Source organism: Thermus antranikianii DSM 12462 (genome assembly GCF_000423905.1).
In the GTDB taxonomy this organism is placed as follows: domain Bacteria; phylum Deinococcota; class Deinococci; order Deinococcales; family Thermaceae; genus Thermus; species Thermus antranikianii.
On sequence record NZ_AUIW01000002.1, the window covers coordinates 236,575 to 258,227 of the forward strand.

Here is a 21,653-nt window from a genome sequence, read left to right on the forward strand (position 1 = left end):
GGGCATGCGGGTGGCCTTGGTATCGGGGGCGAGCCGGGGGATTGGGGAGGCCATCGCCCGGCTTCTACACGCTAAAGGGTACAGGGTGGGGCTTTTTGCCCGGGATGAAGGGAGGCTTAAGGCCTTGGCCTCGGAGCTGGGGGAAGGGGCCATGGCCTTGCCCGGGGACGTGCGTTTCTTTGCGGACTGGCAGAAGGCGGTGGCGGGCCTCTTGGAGGCTTACGGCCGGCTGGACCTCCTGGTCAACAACGCCGGGATTGGCGTGATGAAGCCCGTGGCCGAGCTCAGCGAGGAGGAGTTCCGCCAGGTTTTGGAGGTGAACCTGGTGGGGCCCTTTTTAGGCCTCAAGGCGGCTTTGCCAGCCCTCTTGGCCTCGAGGGGGGTGGTGGTGAACATCGGCAGCCTGGCGGGCAAGAATGCCTTCAAGGGCGGGGCCGCCTATAACGCCAGCAAGTTCGGGCTTTTGGGCCTCATGGGGGCGGCCATGCTGGAGCTCCGGGAGGCTGGCGTGCGGGTGGTGAATATCCTGCCAGGCTCGGTGGACACGGGCTTTGCCGGCAACACCCCGGGGGCGTCTTGGAAGCTTTCCCCTCTTGATGTGGCCCAGACGGTGCTTTTTGCAGCGGAGATGCCGGAAAGGGCTATGGTGAGCGAGATAGAGCTCCGTCCCACCCACACTGCCCCCAAGGTGGGCTAAGCTGAGGCCATGGCCTTGCCCAAGAAGCTTCAGGAAGCCCTGGATCTGATTCGGGCCATGCCCAAGGAGCTCAAGGCCCAGGTGCTCCTGGAATACGCCAAAAAGGTGCCCACCCCGCCTCCTGGGGTGGAGCTGGAGCGGGTTCATGAATGCCAGACCCCCTTCTTCCTGAGGGCGGAGGTGGAGGGAGGAAGGGTTAGGCTTCACTTCTTCGTCCCCGATGAAGCCCCCACGGTGAAAGCCTTTGCGGGCCTCTTGAAGGAGGGCCTCGAGGGGGAGCCCCCTGAGGCGGTGCTTTCCGTGCCCCCCACCTTCTACCGGGGAGCAGGGCTAGAGGAACTCCTCACCCCCTTACGGCTGAGGGGCCTCGAGGCGGCCCTCTTGCGGCTCCAAGGCCAGGTGCAAAGGGCTCTTTCCTAGCCCATGTCCGTAGCCCTTCTCCTTGGGTACTTCCTGGGAAGCTTGCCCATCGCCTACTGGTTTGGAGCCCTTCGGGGAAGGAACCTCCTTCAGGAGGGATCGGGCAACCCAGGGGCCTTGAACGCCTACCGGGTGCTGGGGCCGGTGCCGGGTTTCATGGTTCTCCTCCTGGACCTCTTCAAGGGAATCCTGGCGGTGGCCCTGGGAGAGGGAGTGGGGGGAGGCCCTCTGAGCGGCCTTGCCGGGGGCGTGGGAGCGGTGTGGGGGCATGCCTTCTCCCCCTGGCTCCTCTTCAAGGGGGGTAAGGGTCTGGCTGTGGGGGCCGGGGTGCTCTTTGCGGTGGACCCCCGGCTTCTCTTCCTTTCCCTCCTGCTTTTCGCTACCCTCTTCGCCCTTTTCCGAAGGCCCTACCGGGTGGCCCTGGCCGTGGCCTTGGCCCAGCCCTTCCTGGCCAGCTTCCTGCACCCGGCTCCCGCTTACCTCCTTTTTGGGTTGGGGCTTGGTCTTCCCGTGGCCTTACGCCACCTCAAGGACGGGCGCCGCTAGTCAGTAGGGGAGGGGCCAGGTGCGGAAGTAGTTGCGGATCCTTCCCCAAAGACCCACCAATCCCAGGGGTTCCAGGATCAGAAAGGCCAGGATGAGGAGGCCGAAGACCACGTTGCGCCAGGCGGCCAAGGTGGCGGCGTACTGGGGGCCAAGGGATCCCACCAGGCTGTTTAAAACCTCAGGGATGAGGAGGATGAAGAAGGCTCCCAAAACCGCCCCCAGCACCGTGCCCGCTCCACCCACGATGACCATGGCCAGGTACTGGATGCTCACCGTGAGGGGGAAGTACTCGGGGGTTACCGCCTTGTAGAGCTGGGCCAGAAGCCCCCCGGCCACCCCGGCGTAGAAGGCGGAGAGGGCAAAGGCCAAGAGCTTTACCCGTACCAGGTCTACCCCCGCCACCCGGGCGGAGAGGTCGTTATCCCGCACGGCCATGAAGGCGCGGCCCGCCCGGGTCATGAGGAGGCGCTTGCCGTAAAAGAACAGGGGTAGGGCGAACACGAGCACCAGGTACCAAAGCCTCCCGGGGGTGTCCAGGACGAAACCGAGTAGCTCCGCAGGGGGCAGGGTACGCCCCCGGATACCTCCTGTGACCGCTTCCCAGTTTTTGAAGACGTAATCCGCCAGGAACTGGAAGGCCAGGGTGGCGATGGCCAGGTACACCCCCTTGATGCGCAAGGAGGGAAGGCCAAGCACGAGGCCCAAAAGGGCGGCGATGCTTCCTCCGAGGAGGATGCCCAAGGGAGCCAAGGGGCCATAGAGGTGGCTTGCGGCGTAGGCTCCCACCCCCATGAAGGCGGCGTGGCCCAAGGAGATCTGCCCCGCACCCCCCACCAGGAGGTGGAGGCCCAAGGCGCTTAAGGCCCCGATGGTCACTAGGGTGGTCACGTACATGGGATAGGGGGGAAGCAAAAGGGGAAGAAGAAGGAGGAGAACCAGGAAAACCCCCAGGGCCAAACGCCCCAGGGGCGTGCTAGCATAGGCTTCGTCCTGCCGATAGGTTTCCCGCACCGCACGAGCAAAGCGGCGGCTAAAGGCGTCGGTGAGCTGTTTGGCAAGGCGGTACATCCTAGACCTCCTGCACTTCCAAGGTGGCCTCGAGCCTCCCTTCCCCCTCGAGGTAGCGGATGGGGAGCACCACCTCCACCCGTCCCCCCTCCCCGTAGAGGGCCTGGATCACCGGGCCGTAGCGGGCTTCCACCACCTGGCGCCGCACCTTGCGGGTGCGGGTGATTTCCTCGTCGTCGGGGTGGAGTTCCTTGGGGAGGATGGCGAAGCGTTGGATCTTGAGCTTGTCGGGAAGGGTTTTGTTCACCATGCGGATTTCCTCGGCAATCAGGGCCTTGACCTCGGGCCTTTCCGTGAGGGACAGGTAAGTGGTAAAGGGGATGCCCCGTTTCCTGGCCCAGTTCTGCACGTTTTCCGGGTCCAGCTCGATGAGGGCGGTGACAAAGGGTCTTCCGTGTCCAAGCACCACAGCCTCGCGAATATAGGGGGAGTATTTCAGACGGTTTTCCAGAAATTGCGGGGCAAAGCGGGTCCCGTCCGCAAGGGCGCCTACCTCCTTCACCCGGCCCAGGATGACCAGATGCCCCCGCTCGTCAAAGAAGCCCGCATCCCCGGTGCGGAAAAAGCCATCCTCGGTGAAGCTCTCCGCGGTGGCCTTTTCCTGGCGGAAATAACCCTGGAAGACCTGGGGTCCTTTCACCAGGATCTCCCCCTCCTCGCTGATGCGCACCTCCGTGTGGGGGAGCGGGGGACCCACGGTTTCCGGAGGGGCATCCCCGGTGGCGTGGGCGGTGGTGGCGGCGGCGGTTTCCGACTGGCCGTAGACCTGGCGGATGTCCAGGCCTAAGGCGCGGAAGAAGGTGAACACCTCTGGGCCCAAAGGGGCTCCCCCGGTGACGGCGATGCGGCAGGCGGCAAGGCCCAGCCTGGCCCTGAGGGGCCTGGCGATCAGGGGATAGAAGAGGGCCCGCTTGAGGTTGAGCCAAAGGCCCACCCTTTCCCCCCGGAACTCCCGCCTCGCCCCTTCCAGGAGGGCTCCCATCCCCACCCGGTAAAAGAAGGCCTTTAGAGGGTCGGCGTCCGCCATGCGGCTTTGGATGAGGCTGGCCATATCCTCCCAAAGCCTGGGCGGGGCCAGGAAGAAGTCGGGCTGGACCTCCTTAAGGTCTTCCCGGAGGGTGGTGGGGTCCTCGGGAAAGTGCACGGTGGAGCCTTCTACCAGGCTCTGCACCACGGTGAGCATCTGCTCCCCGATCCAAGGAAGGGGTAGATAGCTGAAGACCCAGGCTCCCTTCTGGAACCCTAGGGCTTGGCCCACGGCAAAGTGGCCGGCGAGAAGGTTCTGGTGAGAAAGCATGGCCAGCTTGCTCCTTCCCGTGGTGCCCGAGGTGGGGGCGAGGAGGGCGGTTTCCTCGGGGCGGCGCTTTTTTAGAGCCTCTTCCCCCACCTTGGGATCCCCGAAGGCCTGGCTAAACCGGAGCACCTTGCCCTGGAAGTGGCGGGACATTCCCGCTTCCTCCCAGACTAGGACGAAGTCCACCAGGTGCAGATGGGGGTAGACCTTGTCCAGCTGCTCCTCGTCGGAAACCACGATGCCCTTGGCCCCGGTGAACTCCAGGAAGTAGCCCACCTCCTCGGGCATGGCGTCCGCGTAGATGCCCATGGGAAGGGCCCCTAAGGTCTGGGCGGCCAGCTCGGCCTCCACCCACTCGGGGGCGTTATGCCCCAGGATGGCCAGGACCTCCCCTTCCCGAAGGCCCAAGGCCCAAAGCCCCCCTGCGAGGCTGAGGGTACGCTCCAGAAGCTCCTTCCAGGAGGTTTTCTGCCAGACCCCAAGCCGCTTCACCCGTAAAGCGGGGGCATGGGGCCTTTCCTTGGCGTGGTGGTACAGGTAGGCAAGCAGCGTTCCTTCCATAGTGCCTCAAACCTGCCCCAGATAGGCTTCCGCCACCTTGGGATCCTGGCGCACCCCCTGCGGGGGGCCATGGTAGAGAACCTCCCCGTAGGAGAGGACCAGGACCCTATCGGAAAGCTCCAAGACCGCCCTTAGGTCGTGTTCCACCCAGAGGAGGGTTACCCCCCATTCCTCACGGGCGTCCAGGAGGAAGCGGGCGAGGTCTTGCTTTTCCTCCAGGGAAAGCCCGGCCATAGGCTCGTCCAGAAGGAGGAGCTTGGGCCTGCTGGCCAGGGCCCGGGCCACCTCCACCCGCTTCTGCAGGCCGTAGGGAAGCATCCCGGCGGGGGCGTGGCGGAAGGGGGAGAGGTGGAGGTAGTCCAGGACCTCCTCGGCCCAGGCTCTAAGCTGCCATTCCCGTTCGGCCCGGGGTAGGGCGAGAGGGTAGGAGGAGAGGGCCAGCTCGGCTCCCAGTTTTACGTTGTCCAAAACGCTCATGCCCCGGAAGATCTCCAATCCCTGGAAGGTGCGTCCGAGGCCCATGCGGGCCCTTTCCTGGGGGCTTTTCCCCCGGAGGTTTTGGCCCAGGAAGATCACCTCGCCCTTATCGGGCTCGTACACCCCGGAAAGCACGTTCAGGAGGGTGGTTTTTCCGGCGCCGTTGGGTCCGATGACCGCGAAGAACTCGCCCTCGGCCACGCTGAACTCCACCCCCACCAAGGCCTTTACCCCTTTGAAGGAGAGGTGGAGGTTTCTAGCCTCTAGGATGAGGCCCATTGCTGCCTCCTAAAGATGGCGTATTGTGCCCCTACGCTTCCGCCCTCTGCCTTTGGGGCAGGAAGGGGGCTTGGCCTTGGGTCGTGCTTGCCGCCTGCAAGGTGATCCAGCGCTTGGGGTATCACCGGGCTCACACCCACCGCTTCCTCCTTCGGTAACGCTTGGCCTGGCGGAAACCCACCTCCTCCTTGCCCAGGTAGAACTCCATCACATCCTGGTCCTCCTGGGCGGCCTTGGCGTCCCCCTCAAACACCACTCGGCCCCGCTCTAGTACATAGACTCGGTCCACGATTGAGAGGGCAGCCCGCGCATTCTGCTCCACCAGTAGGAGACTCAGGTTCTTCTCGCGCCTTAGGGTGTCGAGGGTGCGCATCACTTCCTCCACCAGCTTGGGGGCTAGGCCCAATGAAGGCTCGTCCACCACCAGCACCTTGGGCCGGGTGAGGAGGGCCATGCCCAAGAGAAGCATCTGCTGTTCGCCCCCGGAAAGGTAGCCAGCCTGCTCGTGGCGCCTTTCGTAGAGCCGGGGGAAACGGGCGAAAACCTCCTCCATGCCTTCCTTAAGCTCCCGGGGAGAGAGGCGGTGGCCGGCGGCCACCAGGTTCTCCACGGGGGTCAGGTAGCGGAAGAGGGGACGCCCCTCGAGGACCGCGGTGAGCCCCAGACCCGTGATGCGCGCGGGATCCAGGTGGGTGGCTTCCTGGTCGAACAGGCGCACGTGCCCGTCCAGCACCCTTCCCTCAAACTTGGGAAGGAGGCCGGCCACCGCCCGCACCAAGGAGCTCTTGCCAGCTCCATTGGGCCCAAGGAGGGCCACCGCCTCCCCCTCCCTAACCTCCAGGGACACCCCATCCAGGGCCAGGATCACTCCCCGGTAGACCACCTTGAGGTTTTCTACAGACAGGACCATGCCGTTTCCCTCTGCGTCTTTTCGCTCGGCCATGGGGCCTGGAGGAAGCCTCTATCGGAGCCTTCTTCCTGGCAAAGCCAGGGTGAAGGGGTATCACACCCGCTCAATCTGCCGCTCACCCAGTAGGCCATAGGGACGCACCAGAAGCACCAGGAGTACCACCACGAAGGGCAAGGCCTCGGTGAAGCCGGGGAGGATGGGTTCCAGGTAGCGTTGGGAAAGGGCCTCGAGGATCCCCAGAATAAAGCCTGCCAAAAGGGCCCCACCCACCGAGTCCAACCCGCCGAGGATGGCCACGGGGAAGACCTTTAGTCCCAGGAAGACCAAGTTGTGCCCTACCCCGCTGGCCACGGCCAGAAGAGCTCCCGCCAGGGTGGCCAGGAGGGCCGAGATCCCCCAGACCCCGGCCAGGATCCGGGCCGTGGGGATCCCCAAGGCCAAGGCGGCCACCTCCCTTTCGGAGATGGCCCGTACCAGGATCCCGTACCGGCTTCTCCTAAGGAGCCAGAGAAGGATGAGGCCCAGGGGCAGGGCCAGGAGCAGGTTCCATAGGGCCCTGGAGGGTACGAACACCTCCCCCACCTGGAAACCGAGCTGGGGGAGTTCCCCTCTGAGGTACTTGAGGTCCGGACCCCAGACCAGCTGGACCCCCCCGTCCAGGGCTGCGGCCAATCCGATGGTGGCCATGATTACCGCCACCACGCTCCGCCCTAGAAGGGGCCGCACGAAGCCCCGCTCCACCAGGAGGCCGAAGAGAAAGGCCACGGGTAGGGCGGCCAGCATGGCCAGGGGAAGGGGCAGGAAAAGGGCAAAGGTGTAGGTGAGGTAAGCCCCCACCAGCAGGAACTCGCCTATGGCGAAGTTCACCACGCTGGTGGCCCGGTAGACCAGGACGAACCCCAGGGCGAGGAGGCCGTAAAGAGCTCCGTTGGCTAGGCCACCGATGAGATAGGGTAAAAGGTCAGACATAGGTTCTTCAAGAGCACTCCCGCCTGTTTCCAGCCCGGGAGTGGATTGGGGCTAAGCCAGCCTGATCCAGTCGGTGATGGCGTTGAAACGGCCGTCCCTTACGCTAGCCCGATAGAGCTTGGTGTAGGGAAGGCGGTGATTGACAAACCGGTAGCCCAAGTTGAGGCCAAGCCCGTTGTAGTCTTCCATTTTTTCCAGGTACTCCACCACCCCGGCCCGGGTGAGCTTGCCCGCTCCCGCCGCCCGGCGCATGGCTTCGGCGATAGCCAGGACCACCGCCAGGCTGCCCATGTAGTAGGTGGGGCGGTAGGAGATGTCCCGGCCCTTCTTCTGACGGAATTTCCGCATCTCGTCCACTGCGGGCACCAGGGTGTCGTACCAGTAGGCGTTGTGGTATGTGACGGTGAAACCCTCGGCGGCAGGGCCCGCCCGCTGGATGAGGGCCAGTTCCGCGGAGTAGTAGGTGCCCATGAACTGGGCCCTTAGGCCCTGCTCCCGTGCGGTGCGGAGGATCAGGGGTTCGGCGGAAAGGGCATAGCCCTGAAGGATTACGAAGTCGGGGTTGGCCCGCCGGAGGTTGAGGACCACGGGGGTGGCGTCGGTGAAGGCCGGGGGCGTCACCTCCTCGTGGACCACCTCCATGCCAAGGGCCTTGGCCCTTTCCTTGGCGTAGGGGATGGGGTCGCGGCCGAACTCGGTGTTGGAGTAGACCAAAGCGATCTTAGCCCGGCCCTTTTGCAGGCGGATTTGCCGGAGGAGGGCCTCCATCATGTCGTTGTAAGTGGGGCCGAAGACGAAGATGGTGGGGTAGGTTTTGGGGTCGGCTAGTTCGTTGGAGAAGCTGGTGGCGGAGTAGGGAAGGCCCATGCGGGCGATTTCCGGCGCCAAGGCCTTGGAAAGACCGGTGGAGTCCCCGTATACAAAGAGGAGCTCATCGGGACGCTCCCGGGATACCACCCGGTTGAAGGCGGCGGTCCCCTTGGCCACGTCGTACCCCGTGTCCTCTAGGATGAGCTCCAGCTTGCGGCCCCCAATGCCTCCTTGGACCTCGTTGACGTAGTCCACCCCGTCCACGAACCCCTCCCGGCCCGCATTGCCGGCAAAGGCGAAGGGCCCCGTCAAGGGCAGAAGGGCGGCCAGCTTTACCGGCCTGGCCTGGGCAGTGGCGAAGTAGGGCATACCCAGGGCCGCCAACGAACCTATACCCAGCTTCCTTAAAAACTCCCTACGCTTCATTGTGTGCCTCCTTTCCGGTTGTGCTTGGTGCAAAGATACCATGACCGCCTTCCGTCGGCAAGTCCCGGGACCTTGCCCCGTAGCTGACGGGCTGGAGATGCGGCCCTTTCCATCTGAGAGGCGCCGGGGATGCCGGTGCCCGTTCCCTGCCAACCGGTCGGTTAGTAGTATTTTACAGCCCTTGGGCTTCCCGTCAAGGGTGGGGTGCCTTAAGGCGGCGACGCCGCTCCTGAGGGTTCTCCCTAGGGCTTCCTTAGGGGATGGGTGGTCCTGGGTTGGGACCGAGGCCCTAGGATGGGATCATGCACTGGCATGCCGTTTATCGCCGCTTTGTCTTGGGCCGCCATTACCGGTTTGCCCGCGAGGCCCTTGTGCCCCATTTCTTTGATGCCCTCACCGCCTATGCCATGGAGCTTGCCCGCCTGGGCCTTCCTCGAGCCGATACGGCGGTGACGGCTTTGCGAGAACTCCGTACCCTTCCTTTGCCCAGCTTTACGGGGGAGGTGGAGGACGTCTTCTTCTCCATCTACTCTCAACTTGCCGAGCACTGGGGGGAGGAGGTGGCGGGGGCCATACGCCGGGGGCTATCCCGCAACGACCTGGACCTCACGGCCTTTCGCGCTTACCTGAGGGACCGGGTGGTGGCCCTGCTGGGGGATTTTCTTCGCCTACGGGGGGCGGTACTCCAGGTTGCCGAGACCCATGCCGGGGTACCCCTGGTCCTCCGCACCCACCACCGGCCGGCCCAGCCCTCCACCTTGGACCATTACCTCCTCGGGGTGGAGGCGCTTTTGGAGAGGGACTTCCGCCGTTTGCGGCAGGCTTTGGATACCCTGGATCGTTGCCCTTTGGGGGCCAGTGCCCTGGCGGGGAACCCCTATCCTGTGGACCGGTGGCGGCTCGCCGCCCTTTTGGGTTTTGCCGGGCCGGTGGAGAACACCTTGGATGCCGTGGCCTCGGGGGATTATGCCCTGGAGCTGGCCTCGGCCCTGGTGGGACTGGGCACCAGCCTCTCCCGCTTCCTTACCGACCTTCTGGCCCTGGCGGAGCGGGGGGCCTTCGTGGTAGGGGAGGGGTTGGCCCAGGGTTCCAGCTTCATGCCGCAGAAGCGGAATCCCGTGGTGCTGGAGCACGCCCGCATCTACGCGGGCCAGCTGGTGGGCGGAATGGGTACGCTGGCCTCCTTGAACCACAACACCCCCTTCACCGACTTGAACGACCACTCCACCGGGGTACTGGAGCCTTTGACGGCCCTGATGGAAAGCGCCGAAGCAGCGTTGGAGCTTACCCGGGTGGCCCTCGAGGAAAGCCACTTTGAGCCGGCCCTTCTCGTGGAGGAGCTCTCCCCGGAGGTCCTGGCCTCGGAGGCGGTGGACCTGTTGGTGCGCAAGGGGGTGCCCCTTGCCGAGGCGTACCGGCGGGTGCAGGGGGCTTTGCCGGGGGTCCGGCCCGAGCTCTTGGGGGTGGAGCGGGAGGAACTCATCGCCTGGATGAGCCTCGAGGGCTTTTTCGCCCGCCGGGAGGTCCTGGGGGGTGTGGGGCCCAAGGCCCGGGCGGAGGCGATGGCCCGGGCCAGAAAGCGCCTTAAGGAAGACCGGAAAGCCTTAGCGGCCCTGCGGGCTCGGGTGCGCCTGGCCAGGCGCCTGTTGGCCAAAGGGCCTGAGGGTTTCCAGGCGGAGGAAGGCGAGAAGGCTGCGGATCAGCAGGGGCAGGTAGAAGGCCATGAGGACCAGGAAGAGCCCCTGGGCTAGGAGGTGCAGGAGTAGGCTGTACAGGCCCTCGGCCAGGGCCCTAGTGGCCAGGGTGAAGGCCGCCATGGGGAAGACGAAGGTCCATAGCCCGGGCTGGAACCCTAACCGCACCCGGTGGAGGAGGTTTTCCAGAAAAAGGGCCATGGCCAGGACAAACCACCACCCGCCCAGGCCCCAAAGGGCGATCCCGAACAGGTATAGGCCCTCGAGGCCCCCTGGGAACAAGCCCAGGGCCTTGGCGTCCTTAAGGAGGGAGAGGGGGGCGAGGATTCCCACCCCCACCGGGGCCAAGCCGATGAAAAGGCTGGGTACCAGCTCGGGGGCCGGGCGTTCGTGGGCGTAGAGGCGGGCCAGGAGGTTCGCCCCCACCCAGAGGAAGAGGATGAGGCCAAGCCCCAGGAACATGAGCATCCAGTAGAACGCTTCCTTGGCCCAAGGGCCCATGAGGGGCAGGAGGGGGCCTCCCGCCAGGGGCACCACAGCGGAGGACACCGGCGGGATGAACCAGGTGCCGTTGGCGGCCTCGAAGGGAAGGCGTATGCGGGTGAAGATCAAATAGCTGAGAAGGAGGCTCAAGAGAAGGACCAGGGGCGAGCCCACGGCGAAAAGGATCAGGGCCAGCTTCCCTTGCCCCAAAACCTCGTGGGTGGCCAGGCCGAAGAGCAAAAAGGCCAGGGGGAAGGTGGCGTAGAGCTGGGAGAGAAGGGGATGATGGAGCTCCTCCCAGACCCGGTCCCGGTGGCCGAAAAGCTTCGCCAGGAATATACCCAGGCTTGCGAGGAAGAGAAGGGCCACCACACCGTAATTCACCAGGGCCAGGGCCTCGAGGCTAAAGCGGTGGAGAACAAGGGCCACCCCGCTTCCCCCCATGACCATGGCGAACCAGGCGGGGTGAAAGAAGCGAACGCTCATACCCCCATCATCAGATAGGGGTAGGGGGTATGTCAACGGGTGCGGAAGTATTCCACGGTGAGCCGGATGCCCTCCCGGAAATCCACCTCGGGCCGCCAGCCGTGGGCCATGAGCTTCAAGGGAGAGAGCACGCTTCTTTCCAGATCACCGGGACGCGGAGGGGCTGGGTTGACCTGTGGATTCTTGCCAGCGGCCTCGGCCACCGCCAACAGGACCTCCTGGGTGGTGTGTCCTTCCCCCGTTCCCACGTTGTAGATTCCCTCCAGAGCCTTTAGGGCCAGGTTGTGGGCCCGCACCACGTCGGTCACATAGATGTAGTCCCGCACACATCCCTCGTCCCCGGGGGTCCTTCTGGCGTAGAGGGTAACCGGTTCTCCCTTGAGGATCCTTTCCGAGAAAATGGCCACCACCCCGGCCTCCCCGTGGGGGTCCTGCCGGGGACCGTACACGTTGCCGTAGCGCAGGGAGACCCACTTGAGCCCGTAGTTTTGCCCGTAGGCGGAGAGGTAGTGCTCAAAGGAGGCCTTGCTGGCGGCGTAGGGGCTTTTGGGTTTGGGGGGCCAGGTTTCCTCGGCCCGTTCCCCTTCGGGAACCTCCCCGTAGATGGCTCCCCCGGTGGAGGCGAAGACCATCTTCTCCGCCCCCCACTTTCGCATGGCCTCGAGGAGGTTCAAGCCGCCGAGGAGGTTCACCTCGAAGTCCAGGGTGGGGTTGTCCACGCTTACCTTCACCGAGGCCTGGGCCGCCTGGTGGGAAACGTGGGTGGGGCGGAACTCTCGGAAGACTCTTTCTAGGCCTTCCTTGTCCCTAAGGTCCACCCTATAGAAATAGATGCCCTTGGGGACGTTTTCCCGTCTGCCCGTGGAGAGGTTGTCCAGGACCGCCACCTCCACACCCTCGCGCACCAGGCTCTCCGCAATGTGGCTACCAATGAAACCCGCTCCACCCGTCACCAGTACGCGCATGCATATCCTCCTCAACCGCCCCTAGCAGGGCGGGATAAACCGCCTCCATCCTATAAGGCCCTAGTCTAGGGATTAGCCGATTTTGACCTCGGGCTCGTTTCCAGGCCGCCACTTGATGGTGCAGCCGATGGCGGGAGCCTCCTTAAGGGGTGGCTCCTCTCCCTTGAGCAAGGCTTCGATGGCGGCCTCGAGGTCGTGGGCCTGGACCTGTTCGGGGAACTTGGGGTTATCGTTTACCCGGCCGTGGTAGCGGAGGAGGCGCCTTTCGTCGAAGAGGAAGACCTCGGGGGTGCGCAAGGCGCGGTAGGCCTTGGCCACCTCCTGGCTCTCATCCAGTAGGTAGGGGAAGAAGATGCCGTGTTCCTTGGCGAACTCCACCATCTTCTCCGGGGCGTCGTCGGGGTAGCGTTCGTAATCGTTGGCGTTGATGCCCACGAAGGCCACCCGGCCCCGGTACTTCTCCGCCAGGCTCACGATCTCCTGGATGGAGCCCTTCACGTAGGGGCAGTGGTTGCACATGAAGATCACGGCCAGAAAGGGCTCCTGGAACTGGGAAAGCCGGTACCGTCCTCCCCGTGGATCGGGAAGCTCGGCGTCGATCAAGGGGCTTCCTAGGGGTAGCTCCGGGTACTGCAGCATGGCGTCATCTTACCGCAGGGCCCAGGTGGGGGACAATAAGTCCCCGGCGCTCCAGGTATCATGCCCCTATGCGGGGGCTTACCTCACAGGAGGCGCAAAAACGCTTGGTAGAATACGGCCCCAACGCCCTTCCGGAAAAACCCTCTGAACCCCTTTGGCAACGGTTCCTGCGCCAGTTTCAAAGCCCTCTCATCTACATCCTCCTCTTTGCCTTGGCGGTGGACCTGGGCCTTTGGCTCTATGAGGGAGCCCATGGGCTTCCCCTGGAGGCCTTGGCCATTCTGGCCATCCTGATCCTCAACGCTACCCTGGGTACCCTGCAGGAGAAGCGCTCCGAGGAGGCCCTTAGGCGTCTTAAAGCCCTGGCGGAGCCCATGGCCTGGGTCCTCCGAGATGGTCGCTTCCAGCACCTCCCCAGCCGGGAGATCGTGCCCGGGGATGTGGTGCGCCTGGAGGCAGGGGACCGCATACCGGCAGATGGGGTGCTCCTGGAGGCCAGCGGGGTCTTGGTGGATGAAAGCCTCCTTACCGGGGAAAGCGTTCCGGTGGAGAAGAGGGTAAGGGACGAGGTCTTTTCCGGCACCCTGTTGGTGCGGGGAAGGGCCTTAATGGAGGTAAGCCGTACCGGCCTAAGGAGCGCCATGGGCCGCATCGCCGGGCTTCTGGCAGAGATGGAAGAGGAAAAAACTCCGCTGGAGCGGCGCCTCGAGGCCTTTGGCCATAGGGTGGCCCGCTGGGTGATGGGGCTTGCCGCAGCCCTAGTGGCACTGGGTTTTCTGGCGGAGGGCTTTTCCGCCCAAGTCCTTCTCTTCGCCGTGGCCCTGGCGGTAGCGGCGGTGCCCGAGGGGCTTCCTGCCGTGCTCACCCTGGCCTTGGCCCTGGGGGTGGAGCGGATGGCGCGCCGTAAGGCGGTGGTTCGGCGCCTTTCAGCGGTGGAGGCCTTGGGGAGCGTTACCGTTATCGCCACCGACAAGACGGGTACCCTCACGGAAAACCGCATGGAGGTGCAAAAGGTGGTGGGGCCGGACCCCCAGAGGGCTCTTCTCGCCATGGTCCTCTGCAACGATGCCGATCTGGAAACCGGCGCAGGGGACCCCTTGGAACTGGGTCTTTTGCGCTATGCGGCCCGGCACCTGAACGTGCAGCAAGTGCGCCACGAACACCCCAGGCTCTCTGAAAGGCCCTTTGACAGCGCCTGGAAGTACATGCGGGTTACCACGCCCGAGGGAAGCTTCCTCAAAGGGGCTCCCGAGGCCCTTATCCCCCGCCTTGCCCTAAGCCCGGAGGACAAAGCTTCCCTTTTGGAACAGGCGGAGGCCTATGCAAAGGAGGGCTTCCGGGTGCTGGCCTTGGCCCATGGCGAGGGGGAGAGGGAAGAGGGGCTAAGCTTTTTGGGCTTCGTCCTCCTTCTGGATCCTCCACGTCCGGAGGTACCGGAGGCGGTGGCCAAGGTGTTGAAGGCAGGGGTCAGGGTGGTGATGGTCACGGGGGATCACCCGGCCACTGCCTTGGCCATCGCCCGCCAGGTGGGTATTCCTGCGGAAGTGGTGGCCACCGGGGACGAGATCGGGGAACTCTCCGACGAGGAACTTCTGGAGGTGGATGTCTTCGCCCGGGTTAAGCCCGAGGACAAGCTGCGCATCGTTGAGGCATTCCAAAAAGCAGGCGAGGTGGTGGCCGTGACCGGGGACGGAATAAACGACGCCCCGGCCCTCAAGCGGGCGGACGTGGGGGTGGCCATGGGCCAAAGGGGTTCAGAAGTCTCCCGGGAAGTGGCGGATTTGGTTCTTCTGGACGACAACTTCGCCACCATCGTGGCGGCCATTGAAGAGGGGCGGAGCATCTACGAGAACATCCAGAAGTTCATTCGCTTCCTCTTCTCCACCAACCTCTCTGAGGTCTTGGTGGTGGCCTTGGGCATGGTGTTTGCCGCTCTCCTCAACCTCAGGGACGAGGCTGGGTACCTGCTTCTTCCCCTCACCGCGGTGCAGATTCTCTGGATCAACCTGGTGACCGATGGCCTTCCCGCCCTGGCCCTGGCCCTGGAGCGTAATCCCCAGGTATTGGACCGGCCGCCCAGGCCCAAGGACAGCCCCCTTTTGGACGCTCCCTCCTTGCGGTTCATCCTCCTCACGGGAACCATCAAGGCCGCCTTTGCCTTGTCGCTCTTGGCCCTTCTGCCGGGATGGGGGCGGATCCAAGCCGCTTTAAGTGCCACCGAGGTGGCGCGTACTGCCACCTTCCACTTCATGACCCTGGGCCAGCTCTTCTTCGCTTACGCTGCTCGGCACACCCACCTGATGCCCCTGCCCAACCCGTATTTGCACGGAGCTGTGGCTTTGGGCATCGCCATTCAGCTCCTGCTGGGCACCCTGGCCCCAGGGGCTCTGGAGGCCGTGCCGGCTCCCTTGGGGATCTGGGGATTGGTGTTGGGGCTGGCCCTTTTGGCTTGGCTCGTGGCTGAGGGAGTAGACCGTTTGGTATGGCGGAAAGGGGATGCCAGCGGGCCTTACTCTTTAACCCAGTGAGGTACCACCAGGATGGGCTTGGGGCTTCGGCGCACCACCTCCTGGGTCACGCTTCCCAGAAGGGCGGCATCTAACCTCGAGCGCCCGTGGGTGGCCATTACCAAAAGGTCGTGCTTTGCTGCCTCCTTAAGGATGACCTCCGCCGCCCGCCCCTCGAGGAGATGGGCTTCAAACCCCACCCCGAGCTCCTCCGCCATGCGGGTGGCCCGGTCCAAGGCGGCCATGCCCTCTTTCCGCATGTCCTCCACCAGGTCCTGGTAGTAGGGAAGGGTTTCCGGGCCCAGGAAAAGCCTGGGCCCTATGGGCTCCAGCACGTAGAGAAAGGCCACCCGGGCCCCCAGGGCCTTGGCCAGGCGGAGCCCCTCCTTTACCCCAGCTTCGGCAGCTGGGCTTCCGTCGGTGGGAAGGAGAAGGCTTCGGTACATGGTTCACCCCTCGATGACCACGGGAAGGATCATGGGATCCCGGCCCGTGGCCTTCTTCAGGAACTTTTTCACCGGGAAGTAGATGTCGTCCCGGATACGTTCCAAGGATTTCTTCTCCCGCACCCCGTTTTGCAGGGCCTCGAGGGCCATGCGCTTCACTTCGCCCAAGAGCCGCTCCCCGGCCTTGACAAACCCCCGGGACACCACCTCCACCACCGGGTCCTGGCTCGCTAGGGCGGTGATGACCACGATCCCCTCCTCGGCCATGTGCTGGCGGTCGGCCAGGATCTCCTCGGTGATGTCCCCAACCCCCAGGCCGTCCACATAGAGGACCCCAGAGGGCACCTGGCCTACCTTCTCAAAGGTGTCCCGGGTTAGGCGGTAGATGGCCCCGTTCTCCCCGATGAGGGTTTTCTCCGGGGGACGGCTCATGGACTCCGCCAGCCACTTGAAGTTGGTCTGGTGGCGCACCTCCCCGTGCCAGGGGAGGAAGAAACGGGGGGTGGTGAGGTTCAGGATGAGCTTGAGCTCCTCCTGGGAGGCGTGCCCCGAGGCATGGACCTTGTAGGTGGGAGGGTAGAGAACGTAAGCCCCCAGGGCGTAGAGCCGGTTGATGACCCGGTTCACCGCCTCCTCGTTGCCGGGAATGGGGCTGCTGGAGAGGATCACCGTGTCCCCGGGCTTGATGGCCATCTTGGCGTGGCTTTCGAAGGCCAGGCGGTGGAGGACGGACATGGGCTGCCCTTGGCTTCCCGTGGCCAGGATCAGCACCTGGTGGTCGGGGAGGTCCTTGACCTCCTCCAGGGTGTAGAGGCGGTCCTTCACCTTGAGGTAACCCAGCTCCATGGCGATACGGCTGAACCGCACCATGCTCCGGCCTTCCATGGCCACCTTGCGCCCGTACTTCTCCGCCGCCCAGATCACCGCCTGGATGCGATGGATGTGGCTGGCAAAGGTGGTGACGAAGACCCTGCCCGGAGCCCGGCCGATGACCCGATCCAGCTCTTTGGCGATCTCCATCTCGCTCGGGGTGTAGCCGGGGCGCTCGGCGTTGGTGGAGTCGGCGATGAGGAGCAAGACCCCTTCCGCTCCCGCCTGGGCCACCTTGGCCAGGTGGGAGAGTTTACCGTCTATGGGGGTGGCGTCCAGCTTGAAGTCCCCGGTGTGCACGATGGTGCCGATGGGGGTGCGGATGACCAGCCCGGAGTTGTCGGGGATGGAGTGGGTCATGCGGAAGAGGTCCAGGGTGAAGTAGCGCCCCACGCTGATGCGGTCATCGGGGGAGATCTCCTTGAGGTTGAAGCTTCCGGGCCTCAAACCGAACTCCTCCAGCTTCCCCTTAAGGAGGCCCAGGGTGAGCTTAGCGCCGTAAATGGGTACCTGGCTTTCCTTCCCGAAGACCATGGGGAGGATGAAGGGAAGCCCCCCGATGTGGTCCTCGTGCCCGTGGGTCAGAACCCAGGCCTTGATGAGGTGCCTGTTTTCGATGAGGTAATCCACCCGGGGGATGAGGAGGTCCACCCCGGGCATTCCCTCCTGGGGAAAGGCCAGACCACCGTCCAGGACGAAGATCTCGTCGCGGAAGCGGAAGACGGTGATGTTCTTGCCGATCTCCCCCATCCCCCCTAGGGGGATGATCTCCACATAGTCCTTGCCCTCTCCAAGGCCCAGGGAAGCGGCGTCGGGTGGCCTTCTGCGCCGTCTTTTCCTTGGCTTACGTTCCTGGTTTTCCATAGACCTCCCATCTTCCCGGCCTGGCCGGGATCTTGCCCTAAGGAAAACCCCCCAGGGCTAGCTGCGACGCCTGGGGGGGATCTTGCCCTCCAGCTCCGGTCGGATCAGGTCGATCTTGCCCCGCTCGTCGATGCGGTGCACCTTGACCTTGATCACGTCCCCCACCTTCAAGTGGTCCTCCACCCGCTCCACCCGACCGGGGGCGATCTGGCTGATGTGAAGGAGCCCTTCGGTGCCAGGGAACAGGCTCACGAAGGCCCCAAAGGGGGTGATCTTGGTGACGGTGCCCTCGTAGATCTCGCCCACCTTGGCCTCCATGGTGAGCTCCTCGATGCGCTTCTTGGCCTTCTGGGCCGCCTCCATGTCGCTGGAGTAGATGCGCACCGTCCCGTCTTCCTCGATGTCCACCTCCACCCCGAGCTCCTCGAGGGCCCGCACGTTCTTCCCCCCGGGCCCGATGACGAGGCCGATCTTCTCCACCGGCACCTTGAGGGAGAGGATGCGGGGAGCGAAGGGCTTAAGCTCGGGGCGTGGGGCAGGAAGGACGCTTTCCATGAGGTCCAGGATCTTCATGCGGGCCTCACGGGCCTGCATGAGGGCTTCCTTAAGCACCTCCCGGGGAAGCCCGCCCACCTTGTTGTCCATCTGCAAGGCGGTGACCCCTTTTCGGGTTCCCGCCACCTTGAAATCCATGTCCCCCAGGGCATCCTCCAGTCCCAGGATGTCGGTGAGGATCACCGCCCGCTCCCCCTCCCAGACCAGGCCCATGGCCACCCCAGCCACGGGGGCCCTTATGGGTACCCCAGCGTCCATCAGGGCCAGGCACCCCGCGCAGACCGTGGCCATGGAGCTGCTGCCATTGGATTCCAGGACATCCCCCACCACCCGGATGGTGTAGGGGAAGGCCTCCTCGGGAGGCAGGACCGCCTTCAAGGCCCGTTTGGCCAGGTTGCCGTGACCTATCTCCCGGCGGGAAACCCCCCTAAGCCGTTTGACCTCTCCGGTGGAAAAGGGGGGAAAGTTGTAGTGCACCAGGAACTTTTCCGTTTCGTCAATCCCCAGGTCGTCAATGATCTGCTCGTCCCGGCCCGTGCCCAGGGTGACGGTGCCCAGGACCTGGGTCTCCCCCCGGGTGAAGATGGCGGAGCCGTGGGTGCGGGGTAGGACGTCCACCTCGATCCAGATGGGCCGGAGGTCCTTGGGGGTACGGCCATCCGCCCGCCTGCCTTCCTCCAGCACGAGGCGCCTGAGCTCTCTGCGCACCACCTCGTCAAAGGCGCTTTCGTAGAGGGGCTTTTTGCTCTCGTCCGGGGTGCCGTCTTCTAACTTGGGCAGGGCCTCGGCGATCAGGGCTTCGGCGAAGGCCTCGAGGGCCCGGCTCCTCTCCCCCTTGCTGGCGGTTTGGAGCACGGCGGAAAGCCCCCGTTCCACGGCCAAGCGGTAGAAGGCTTCCTTCTCCTCCTCGCTGAGGGTCTCCGGTGGGGTCCAGGCCATCTTAGGCTTGCCCAAGGCCTTGGCCATAGCCTCCTGCAGGTCCAGGATGGGCTGCATCTCCCGGTGGGCAAACTCCAAGGCCTGGACCAGGGTTTCCTCATCTACCTCCTGGGCCCCGGCCTCCACCATGAGGATAGCGTTCCGGCTTCCCGCCACCACCAGGTCCAGGGCGCTTTCCTCCAGCTCTTGGAGGGTAGGGTTCAGGACGAACTGCCCTCCAATGAGGCCCACCCTCACCGCGGCCACGGGTCCCTCCCAGGGGATGTCCGAAAGCATGAGGGCGGCGCTGGCCGCCGTGGGCCCCAGGATGTCCGGAGGGTTCTTCTGGTCGGCGGAGAGCACGGTGACGATTATCTGCACCTCGTGGCGAAAGCCCTTAGGGAAGAGGGGACGGATGGGCCGATCCGTCATGCGGGCGGAGAGGATGGCCTTTTCCCCAGGCCGTCCTTCCCGGCGCATGAAGCTTCCTGGGATCTTGCCCACGGCGTAGTGCCGCTCCTCAAACTCCACGGTGAGGGGGAGGAAGTCCGCTTCTATGGGTTCCTCGGAGGCTTGGGCGGTGGCCAGGACTACGGTGTCGCCGTAGCGCACCAGGACTGAGCCCGAGGCCTGTTTGGCGTATTTCCCTGCCTCCAACACCAGGAGGCGGCCGGCCACCTGGGTTTCGTACCTATGGGCCTGTGGGGTGTTGGGTGTGGCTTCCGGCATAGTTTCCTCAAGCGAAAGGCGGAGCCCTAAGGCCCCGCCCCCGACCTGGATACCAGTTTACTTCCTTAGGCCCAGTTTCTCAACCAGGGCCTGGTAGCGCTCGGGGTCTTCCCGCTCCAGGTAGCGGAGAAGCCTGCGCCTTTGCCCCACCAGCATGAGAAGGCCGCGGTGGGAATGGTGGTCGTGCTTGTGGACCTTGAGGTGCTCGGAAAGCCGGTTAATGCGCAAGGTGAGTAAGGCCACCTGCACCTCGGTGCTCCCCGTATCCCCGGGGAAGCGGGCGAACTCCTGTATGACCTTTTGCTTTTCCTCTTTGCTGATAGGCATCTCTACCTCCGTCAGGGTGGAAGAAGCTTCTGGCCCCTTCCTCCTCGAGGCCCCGAAGGACCTCTATCAGGTTAGGGCCTGGCCCTCCTTCCGTCAAGCAGGAAAAGCAAGAGAGCCAAAAGGGCCAGACCCGCCCCCACGCCGAAGGCCAGCTCAGGCCCATAACTTTGCCAGAGAAAGCCGAAGATCAAGCTGGCCGGAAGGAGCAAAACCCCCACCACCGTGTGGTAGAGGCCGATGGCGGTGGCCTTGGCCTCCTGGGGTATGAGGGTGGCCAGGTAGGCCCGGCTCGCCCCTTCAAAGGCCGCCGAGTACAGGGCGTAAAGAAGCAGAAGGGCCACGCCCCAAAACGCCGTCTCAGCCCAGGCGAATCCCAGGTAGACCGTGGCGTAAAGGGCAAATCCCCAGGCCACCACCCGCCTCAACCCCACCCGGTCTGCAAGCCCGCCCAGAGGATAGGAGAAAAGGGCGTAGAGGAGATTGTAGCCAGCGTAGGCCAAGGTGACTTGTTCCTGTGGGAGGCCTAGGTCCTTGAGCCGAAGGAGAAGGAAGGCATTGGAGGAAAGGGCCAGGGCAAAGATGCTGGAAACCAGAAGGAAGTGCCGGTAAGCGGCCGGTAGGGTCCCTAGGTGGCCTGGCCGAAGGGGTGGAAGGGAGCCCGTGGCTACCTTTACGCTTCTGGCTTCCTGGATCCAAAGGAGGGTGAGCATGGCCAGGAAGGCGGGAATAGCGGAAAGCCAAAACACGCCCCGCACCCCCACGTGGGGCAGGAGAAGGAAGGCCAGAAAGGGGCCCGCGGTGGCCCCCAGGGTGTCCAGGCCCCGGTGAAGGCCGTAGGCCCGTCCCAGGGCGCTTTTGTCCACGCTTTCCGCCAGGAGAGCATCCCGGGGTGCGGTGCGTAGGCCTTTCCCAAGCCGGTCCAAGAAGCGGTAGAGGAGGACGTGCCAGGGGCTCGAGGCCAGGGCCAAGATGGGTCTTAAGAGGGCGGGAAGGCCATAGCCCGCAAGCAGGAGGGGCTTTCTGCGGCCTAACCGATCCGAGATCCTTCCCCCCACCACCTTGAAGAGGCTGGCGGTGGCCTCGGCCACTCCCTCCACCAAACCGATGGCCCCGGCTCCTGCGCCCAGACTGGCGAGGAATAGGGGCAAAAGGGGGTAGACCATCTCGCTGGCCACATCCATCAGGAAGCTGACCAGCCCCAAGAGGTAAACCAAAGGAGGAAGTTTCATGGACGATGGCGAAAGTAGAGCCAGAGCAAGAAAGGCTCAGGCAGAACCATGATGAGGGAAAGGGGGTCCAGGGGGGCGGGGGAAAGAAGGGCAGGACCCAACGGGGTGACAAAGGGCAAGGGCAGGGTGCGGGTGACCAGGAAAAGAAGAAGGAAAACCCCGGAAAGCCCCACCCCAACCTTCCATACCACGGGGGCGAAGGAAGGGTCCCTATCTGGGTACATGAAGCGGAGGACCCAAAGGGCTAGAGCATAGGTTACCTTCAAGGCCAGAAGGGCCAGGAAGAGCTGGCCGTAAAGGTAGTACTCGTTCACCAAGCCGTACATGACCGCCTCGGCTTCGGAAACCCCTAGGGCGCTTCCGCAAAGCCCCTGGCCCAGTTTGTTCCCCAGGCTGAGTCCCAGAAACTGCAGGAAGAAGGGAAGGAGGGAGAGGCCCGCCACCCAAGGGAGGCTACGACCAGGGATAAACCCCACGCCCATAG

Annotated in this window: 19 protein-coding genes and 2 pseudogenes; 5 read left to right on the forward strand and 16 right to left on the reverse strand. The window is 64.3% G+C overall.

Going from position 1 to position 21,653, the window contains the following annotated elements:
• Positions 1 to 4: 4 nt before the first annotated feature.
• The 3 genes from G584_RS0102895 to G584_RS0102905 are packed head-to-tail and all read left to right on the forward strand — an operon-like array spanning position 5 to position 1,663.
• Positions 5 to 697, forward strand: coding sequence for an SDR family oxidoreductase (locus G584_RS0102895; RefSeq protein WP_028493264.1), 693 nt, complete (start codon positions 5 to 7; stop codon positions 695 to 697).
• A gap of 9 nt (positions 698 to 706) precedes the next feature.
• Positions 707 to 1,117, forward strand: a complete 411-nt coding sequence (locus tag G584_RS0102900) for a SufE family protein (RefSeq protein ID WP_015716851.1) — start codon at positions 707 to 709, stop codon at positions 1,115 to 1,117.
• 3 nt (positions 1,118 to 1,120) lie between these two features.
• Positions 1,121 to 1,663, forward strand: a complete 543-nt coding sequence (locus tag G584_RS0102905) for a glycerol-3-phosphate acyltransferase (RefSeq protein WP_028493265.1) — start codon at positions 1,121 to 1,123, stop codon at positions 1,661 to 1,663.
• Here the strand turns inward: G584_RS0102905 and G584_RS0102910 are convergent, their stop codons facing one another.
• From G584_RS0102910 to G584_RS0102940, 7 genes and pseudogenes are all read right to left on the reverse strand, one after another.
• The gene (locus G584_RS0102910) at positions 1,664 to 2,731 is read right to left on the reverse strand and encodes a branched-chain amino acid ABC transporter permease (RefSeq protein ID WP_028493266.1); all 1,068 of its coding nucleotides are present in this window, start codon (positions 2,729 to 2,731) and stop codon (positions 1,664 to 1,666) included.
• Position 2,732: 1 nt separating this feature from the next.
• A complete protein-coding gene (locus G584_RS0102915) occupies positions 2,733 to 4,586 on the reverse strand; it encodes an AMP-binding protein (protein WP_028493267.1) in 1,854 nt (617 codons plus the stop codon).
• Positions 4,587 to 4,592: 6 nt separating this feature from the next.
• The gene (locus G584_RS13195) at positions 4,593 to 4,820 is read right to left on the reverse strand and encodes an ABC transporter ATP-binding protein C-terminal domain-containing protein (RefSeq protein WP_416376376.1); all 228 of its coding nucleotides are present in this window, start codon (positions 4,818 to 4,820) and stop codon (positions 4,593 to 4,595) included.
• A gap of 6 nt (positions 4,821 to 4,826) precedes the next feature.
• Positions 4,827 to 5,342 (reverse strand): annotated as a pseudogene (locus G584_RS0102920) (ATP-binding cassette domain-containing protein); the annotation flags it as partial.
• A 130-nt stretch (positions 5,343 to 5,472) separates the two neighbouring features.
• Positions 5,473 to 6,252, reverse strand: coding sequence for an ABC transporter ATP-binding protein (locus tag G584_RS0102930; RefSeq protein WP_028493269.1), 780 nt, complete (start codon positions 6,250 to 6,252; stop codon positions 5,473 to 5,475).
• A 93-nt stretch (positions 6,253 to 6,345) separates the two neighbouring features.
• Positions 6,346 to 7,221 carry a branched-chain amino acid ABC transporter permease gene (locus G584_RS0102935; RefSeq protein WP_028493270.1) on the reverse strand — a complete coding sequence of 292 codons (876 nt, stop codon included), beginning with the start codon at positions 7,219 to 7,221 and terminating at the stop codon, positions 6,346 to 6,348.
• A gap of 51 nt (positions 7,222 to 7,272) precedes the next feature.
• A complete protein-coding gene (locus G584_RS0102940) occupies positions 7,273 to 8,457 on the reverse strand; it encodes an ABC transporter substrate-binding protein (RefSeq protein WP_028493271.1) in 1,185 nt (394 codons plus the stop codon).
• A 302-nt stretch (positions 8,458 to 8,759) separates the two neighbouring features.
• Between G584_RS0102940 and G584_RS0102945 the strand changes: the two genes are divergently transcribed.
• A complete protein-coding gene (locus G584_RS0102945; protein ID WP_028493272.1) occupies positions 8,760 to 10,208 on the forward strand; it encodes a lyase family protein in 1,449 nt (482 codons plus the stop codon).
• 3 nt (positions 10,209 to 10,211) lie between these two features.
• Here G584_RS0102945 and G584_RS12885 read toward each other — a convergent pair.
• From G584_RS12885 to G584_RS0102965, 3 genes and pseudogenes are all read right to left on the reverse strand, one after another.
• Positions 10,212 to 11,120 (reverse strand): annotated as a pseudogene (locus G584_RS12885) (SLAC1 family transporter); the annotation flags it as partial.
• 32 nt (positions 11,121 to 11,152) lie between these two features.
• Positions 11,153 to 12,085 (reverse strand): NAD-dependent epimerase/dehydratase family protein, encoded by a 933-nt coding sequence (locus G584_RS0102960; protein WP_028493275.1) that lies wholly within the window; start codon positions 12,083 to 12,085, stop codon positions 11,153 to 11,155.
• Between the two features lie 72 nt (positions 12,086 to 12,157).
• Positions 12,158 to 12,724: a thioredoxin family protein gene (locus tag G584_RS0102965; protein WP_028493276.1), complete on the reverse strand. Its 567-nt coding sequence runs from the start codon at positions 12,722 to 12,724 to the stop codon at positions 12,158 to 12,160.
• Positions 12,725 to 12,792: 68 nt separating this feature from the next.
• Between G584_RS0102965 and G584_RS0102970 the strand changes: the two genes are divergently transcribed.
• Positions 12,793 to 15,252, forward strand: a complete 2,460-nt coding sequence (locus G584_RS0102970; protein WP_028493277.1) for a cation-translocating P-type ATPase — start codon at positions 12,793 to 12,795, stop codon at positions 15,250 to 15,252.
• On the opposite strand, the gene G584_RS0102975 is transcribed toward G584_RS0102970, so the two are convergent.
• The 6 genes from G584_RS0102975 to G584_RS0103000 all read right to left on the reverse strand — a co-directional run bounded on the left by G584_RS0102975 (position 15,234) and on the right by G584_RS0103000 (position 21,651).
• Positions 15,234 to 15,677 (reverse strand): universal stress protein, encoded by a 444-nt coding sequence (locus tag G584_RS0102975; protein ID WP_028493278.1) that lies wholly within the window; start codon positions 15,675 to 15,677, stop codon positions 15,234 to 15,236. The two genes, G584_RS0102970 and G584_RS0102975, sit on opposite strands and share 19 nt — an antisense overlap.
• Before the next feature lie 3 nt (positions 15,678 to 15,680).
• Positions 15,681 to 17,411, reverse strand: coding sequence for a ribonuclease J (locus G584_RS0102980; protein ID WP_028493279.1), 1,731 nt, complete (start codon positions 17,409 to 17,411; stop codon positions 15,681 to 15,683).
• A gap of 57 nt (positions 17,412 to 17,468) precedes the next feature.
• On the reverse strand, positions 17,469 to 19,613 hold the full coding sequence (pnp, locus tag G584_RS0102985; RefSeq protein WP_028493280.1) for a polyribonucleotide nucleotidyltransferase: 2,145 nt from the start codon (positions 19,611 to 19,613) through the stop codon (positions 17,469 to 17,471).
• 57 nt (positions 19,614 to 19,670) lie between these two features.
• A complete protein-coding gene (gene rpsO, locus G584_RS0102990; RefSeq protein ID WP_028493281.1) occupies positions 19,671 to 19,940 on the reverse strand; it encodes a 30S ribosomal protein S15 in 270 nt (89 codons plus the stop codon).
• Between the two features lie 71 nt (positions 19,941 to 20,011).
• Entirely contained in the window at positions 20,012 to 21,169 is a 1,158-nt protein-coding gene (locus G584_RS0102995) for an MFS transporter (protein WP_028493282.1), read from the reverse strand.
• Positions 21,166 to 21,651, reverse strand: a complete 486-nt coding sequence (locus G584_RS0103000; RefSeq protein WP_211218395.1) for a hypothetical protein — start codon at positions 21,649 to 21,651, stop codon at positions 21,166 to 21,168. Before G584_RS0103000 ends, G584_RS0102995 begins: the two co-directional genes overlap by 4 nt.
• Positions 21,652 to 21,653 lie beyond the last annotated feature (2 nt).

What these genes read in the sequence shown, in the direction of transcription:
- G584_RS0102895 (WP_028493264.1), top strand. Translation starts at nt 5, where the DNA reads ATGCGGGTGGCCTTGGTATCGGGGGCGAGCCGGGGGATTGGGGAGGCC.
- G584_RS0102900 (WP_015716851.1), top strand. Translation starts at nt 707, where the DNA reads ATGGCCTTGCCCAAGAAGCTTCAGGAAGCCCTGGATCTGATTCGGGCC.
- G584_RS0102905 (WP_028493265.1), top strand. Translation starts at nt 1,121, where the DNA reads ATGTCCGTAGCCCTTCTCCTTGGGTACTTCCTGGGAAGCTTGCCCATC.
- G584_RS0102910 (WP_028493266.1), bottom strand. Translation starts at nt 2,731, where the DNA reads ATGTACCGCCTTGCCAAACAGCTCACCGACGCCTTTAGCCGCCGCTTT.
- G584_RS0102915 (WP_028493267.1), bottom strand. Translation starts at nt 4,586, where the DNA reads ATGGAAGGAACGCTGCTTGCCTACCTGTACCACCACGCCAAGGAAAGG.
- G584_RS13195 (WP_416376376.1), bottom strand. Translation starts at nt 4,820, where the DNA reads ATGGCCGGGCTTTCCCTGGAGGAAAAGCAAGACCTCGCCCGCTTCCTC.
- G584_RS0102930 (WP_028493269.1), bottom strand. Translation starts at nt 6,252, where the DNA reads ATGGTCCTGTCTGTAGAAAACCTCAAGGTGGTCTACCGGGGAGTGATC.
- G584_RS0102935 (WP_028493270.1), bottom strand. Translation starts at nt 7,221, where the DNA reads ATGTCTGACCTTTTACCCTATCTCATCGGTGGCCTAGCCAACGGAGCT.
- G584_RS0102940 (WP_028493271.1), bottom strand. Translation starts at nt 8,457, where the DNA reads ATGAAGCGTAGGGAGTTTTTAAGGAAGCTGGGTATAGGTTCGTTGGCG.
- G584_RS0102945 (WP_028493272.1), top strand. Translation starts at nt 8,760, where the DNA reads ATGCACTGGCATGCCGTTTATCGCCGCTTTGTCTTGGGCCGCCATTAC.
- G584_RS0102960 (WP_028493275.1), bottom strand. Translation starts at nt 12,085, where the DNA reads ATGCGCGTACTGGTGACGGGTGGAGCGGGTTTCATTGGTAGCCACATT.
- G584_RS0102965 (WP_028493276.1), bottom strand. Translation starts at nt 12,724, where the DNA reads ATGCTGCAGTACCCGGAGCTACCCCTAGGAAGCCCCTTGATCGACGCC.
- G584_RS0102970 (WP_028493277.1), top strand. Translation starts at nt 12,793, where the DNA reads ATGCGGGGGCTTACCTCACAGGAGGCGCAAAAACGCTTGGTAGAATAC.
- G584_RS0102975 (WP_028493278.1), bottom strand. Translation starts at nt 15,677, where the DNA reads ATGTACCGAAGCCTTCTCCTTCCCACCGACGGAAGCCCAGCTGCCGAA.
- G584_RS0102980 (WP_028493279.1), bottom strand. Translation starts at nt 17,411, where the DNA reads ATGGAAAACCAGGAACGTAAGCCAAGGAAAAGACGGCGCAGAAGGCCA.
- pnp (WP_028493280.1), bottom strand. Translation starts at nt 19,613, where the DNA reads ATGCCGGAAGCCACACCCAACACCCCACAGGCCCATAGGTACGAAACC.
- rpsO (WP_028493281.1), bottom strand. Translation starts at nt 19,940, where the DNA reads ATGCCTATCAGCAAAGAGGAAAAGCAAAAGGTCATACAGGAGTTCGCC.
- G584_RS0102995 (WP_028493282.1), bottom strand. Translation starts at nt 21,169, where the DNA reads ATGAAACTTCCTCCTTTGGTTTACCTCTTGGGGCTGGTCAGCTTCCTG.
- G584_RS0103000 (WP_211218395.1), bottom strand. Translation starts at nt 21,651, where the DNA reads ATGGGCGTGGGGTTTATCCCTGGTCGTAGCCTCCCTTGGGTGGCGGGC.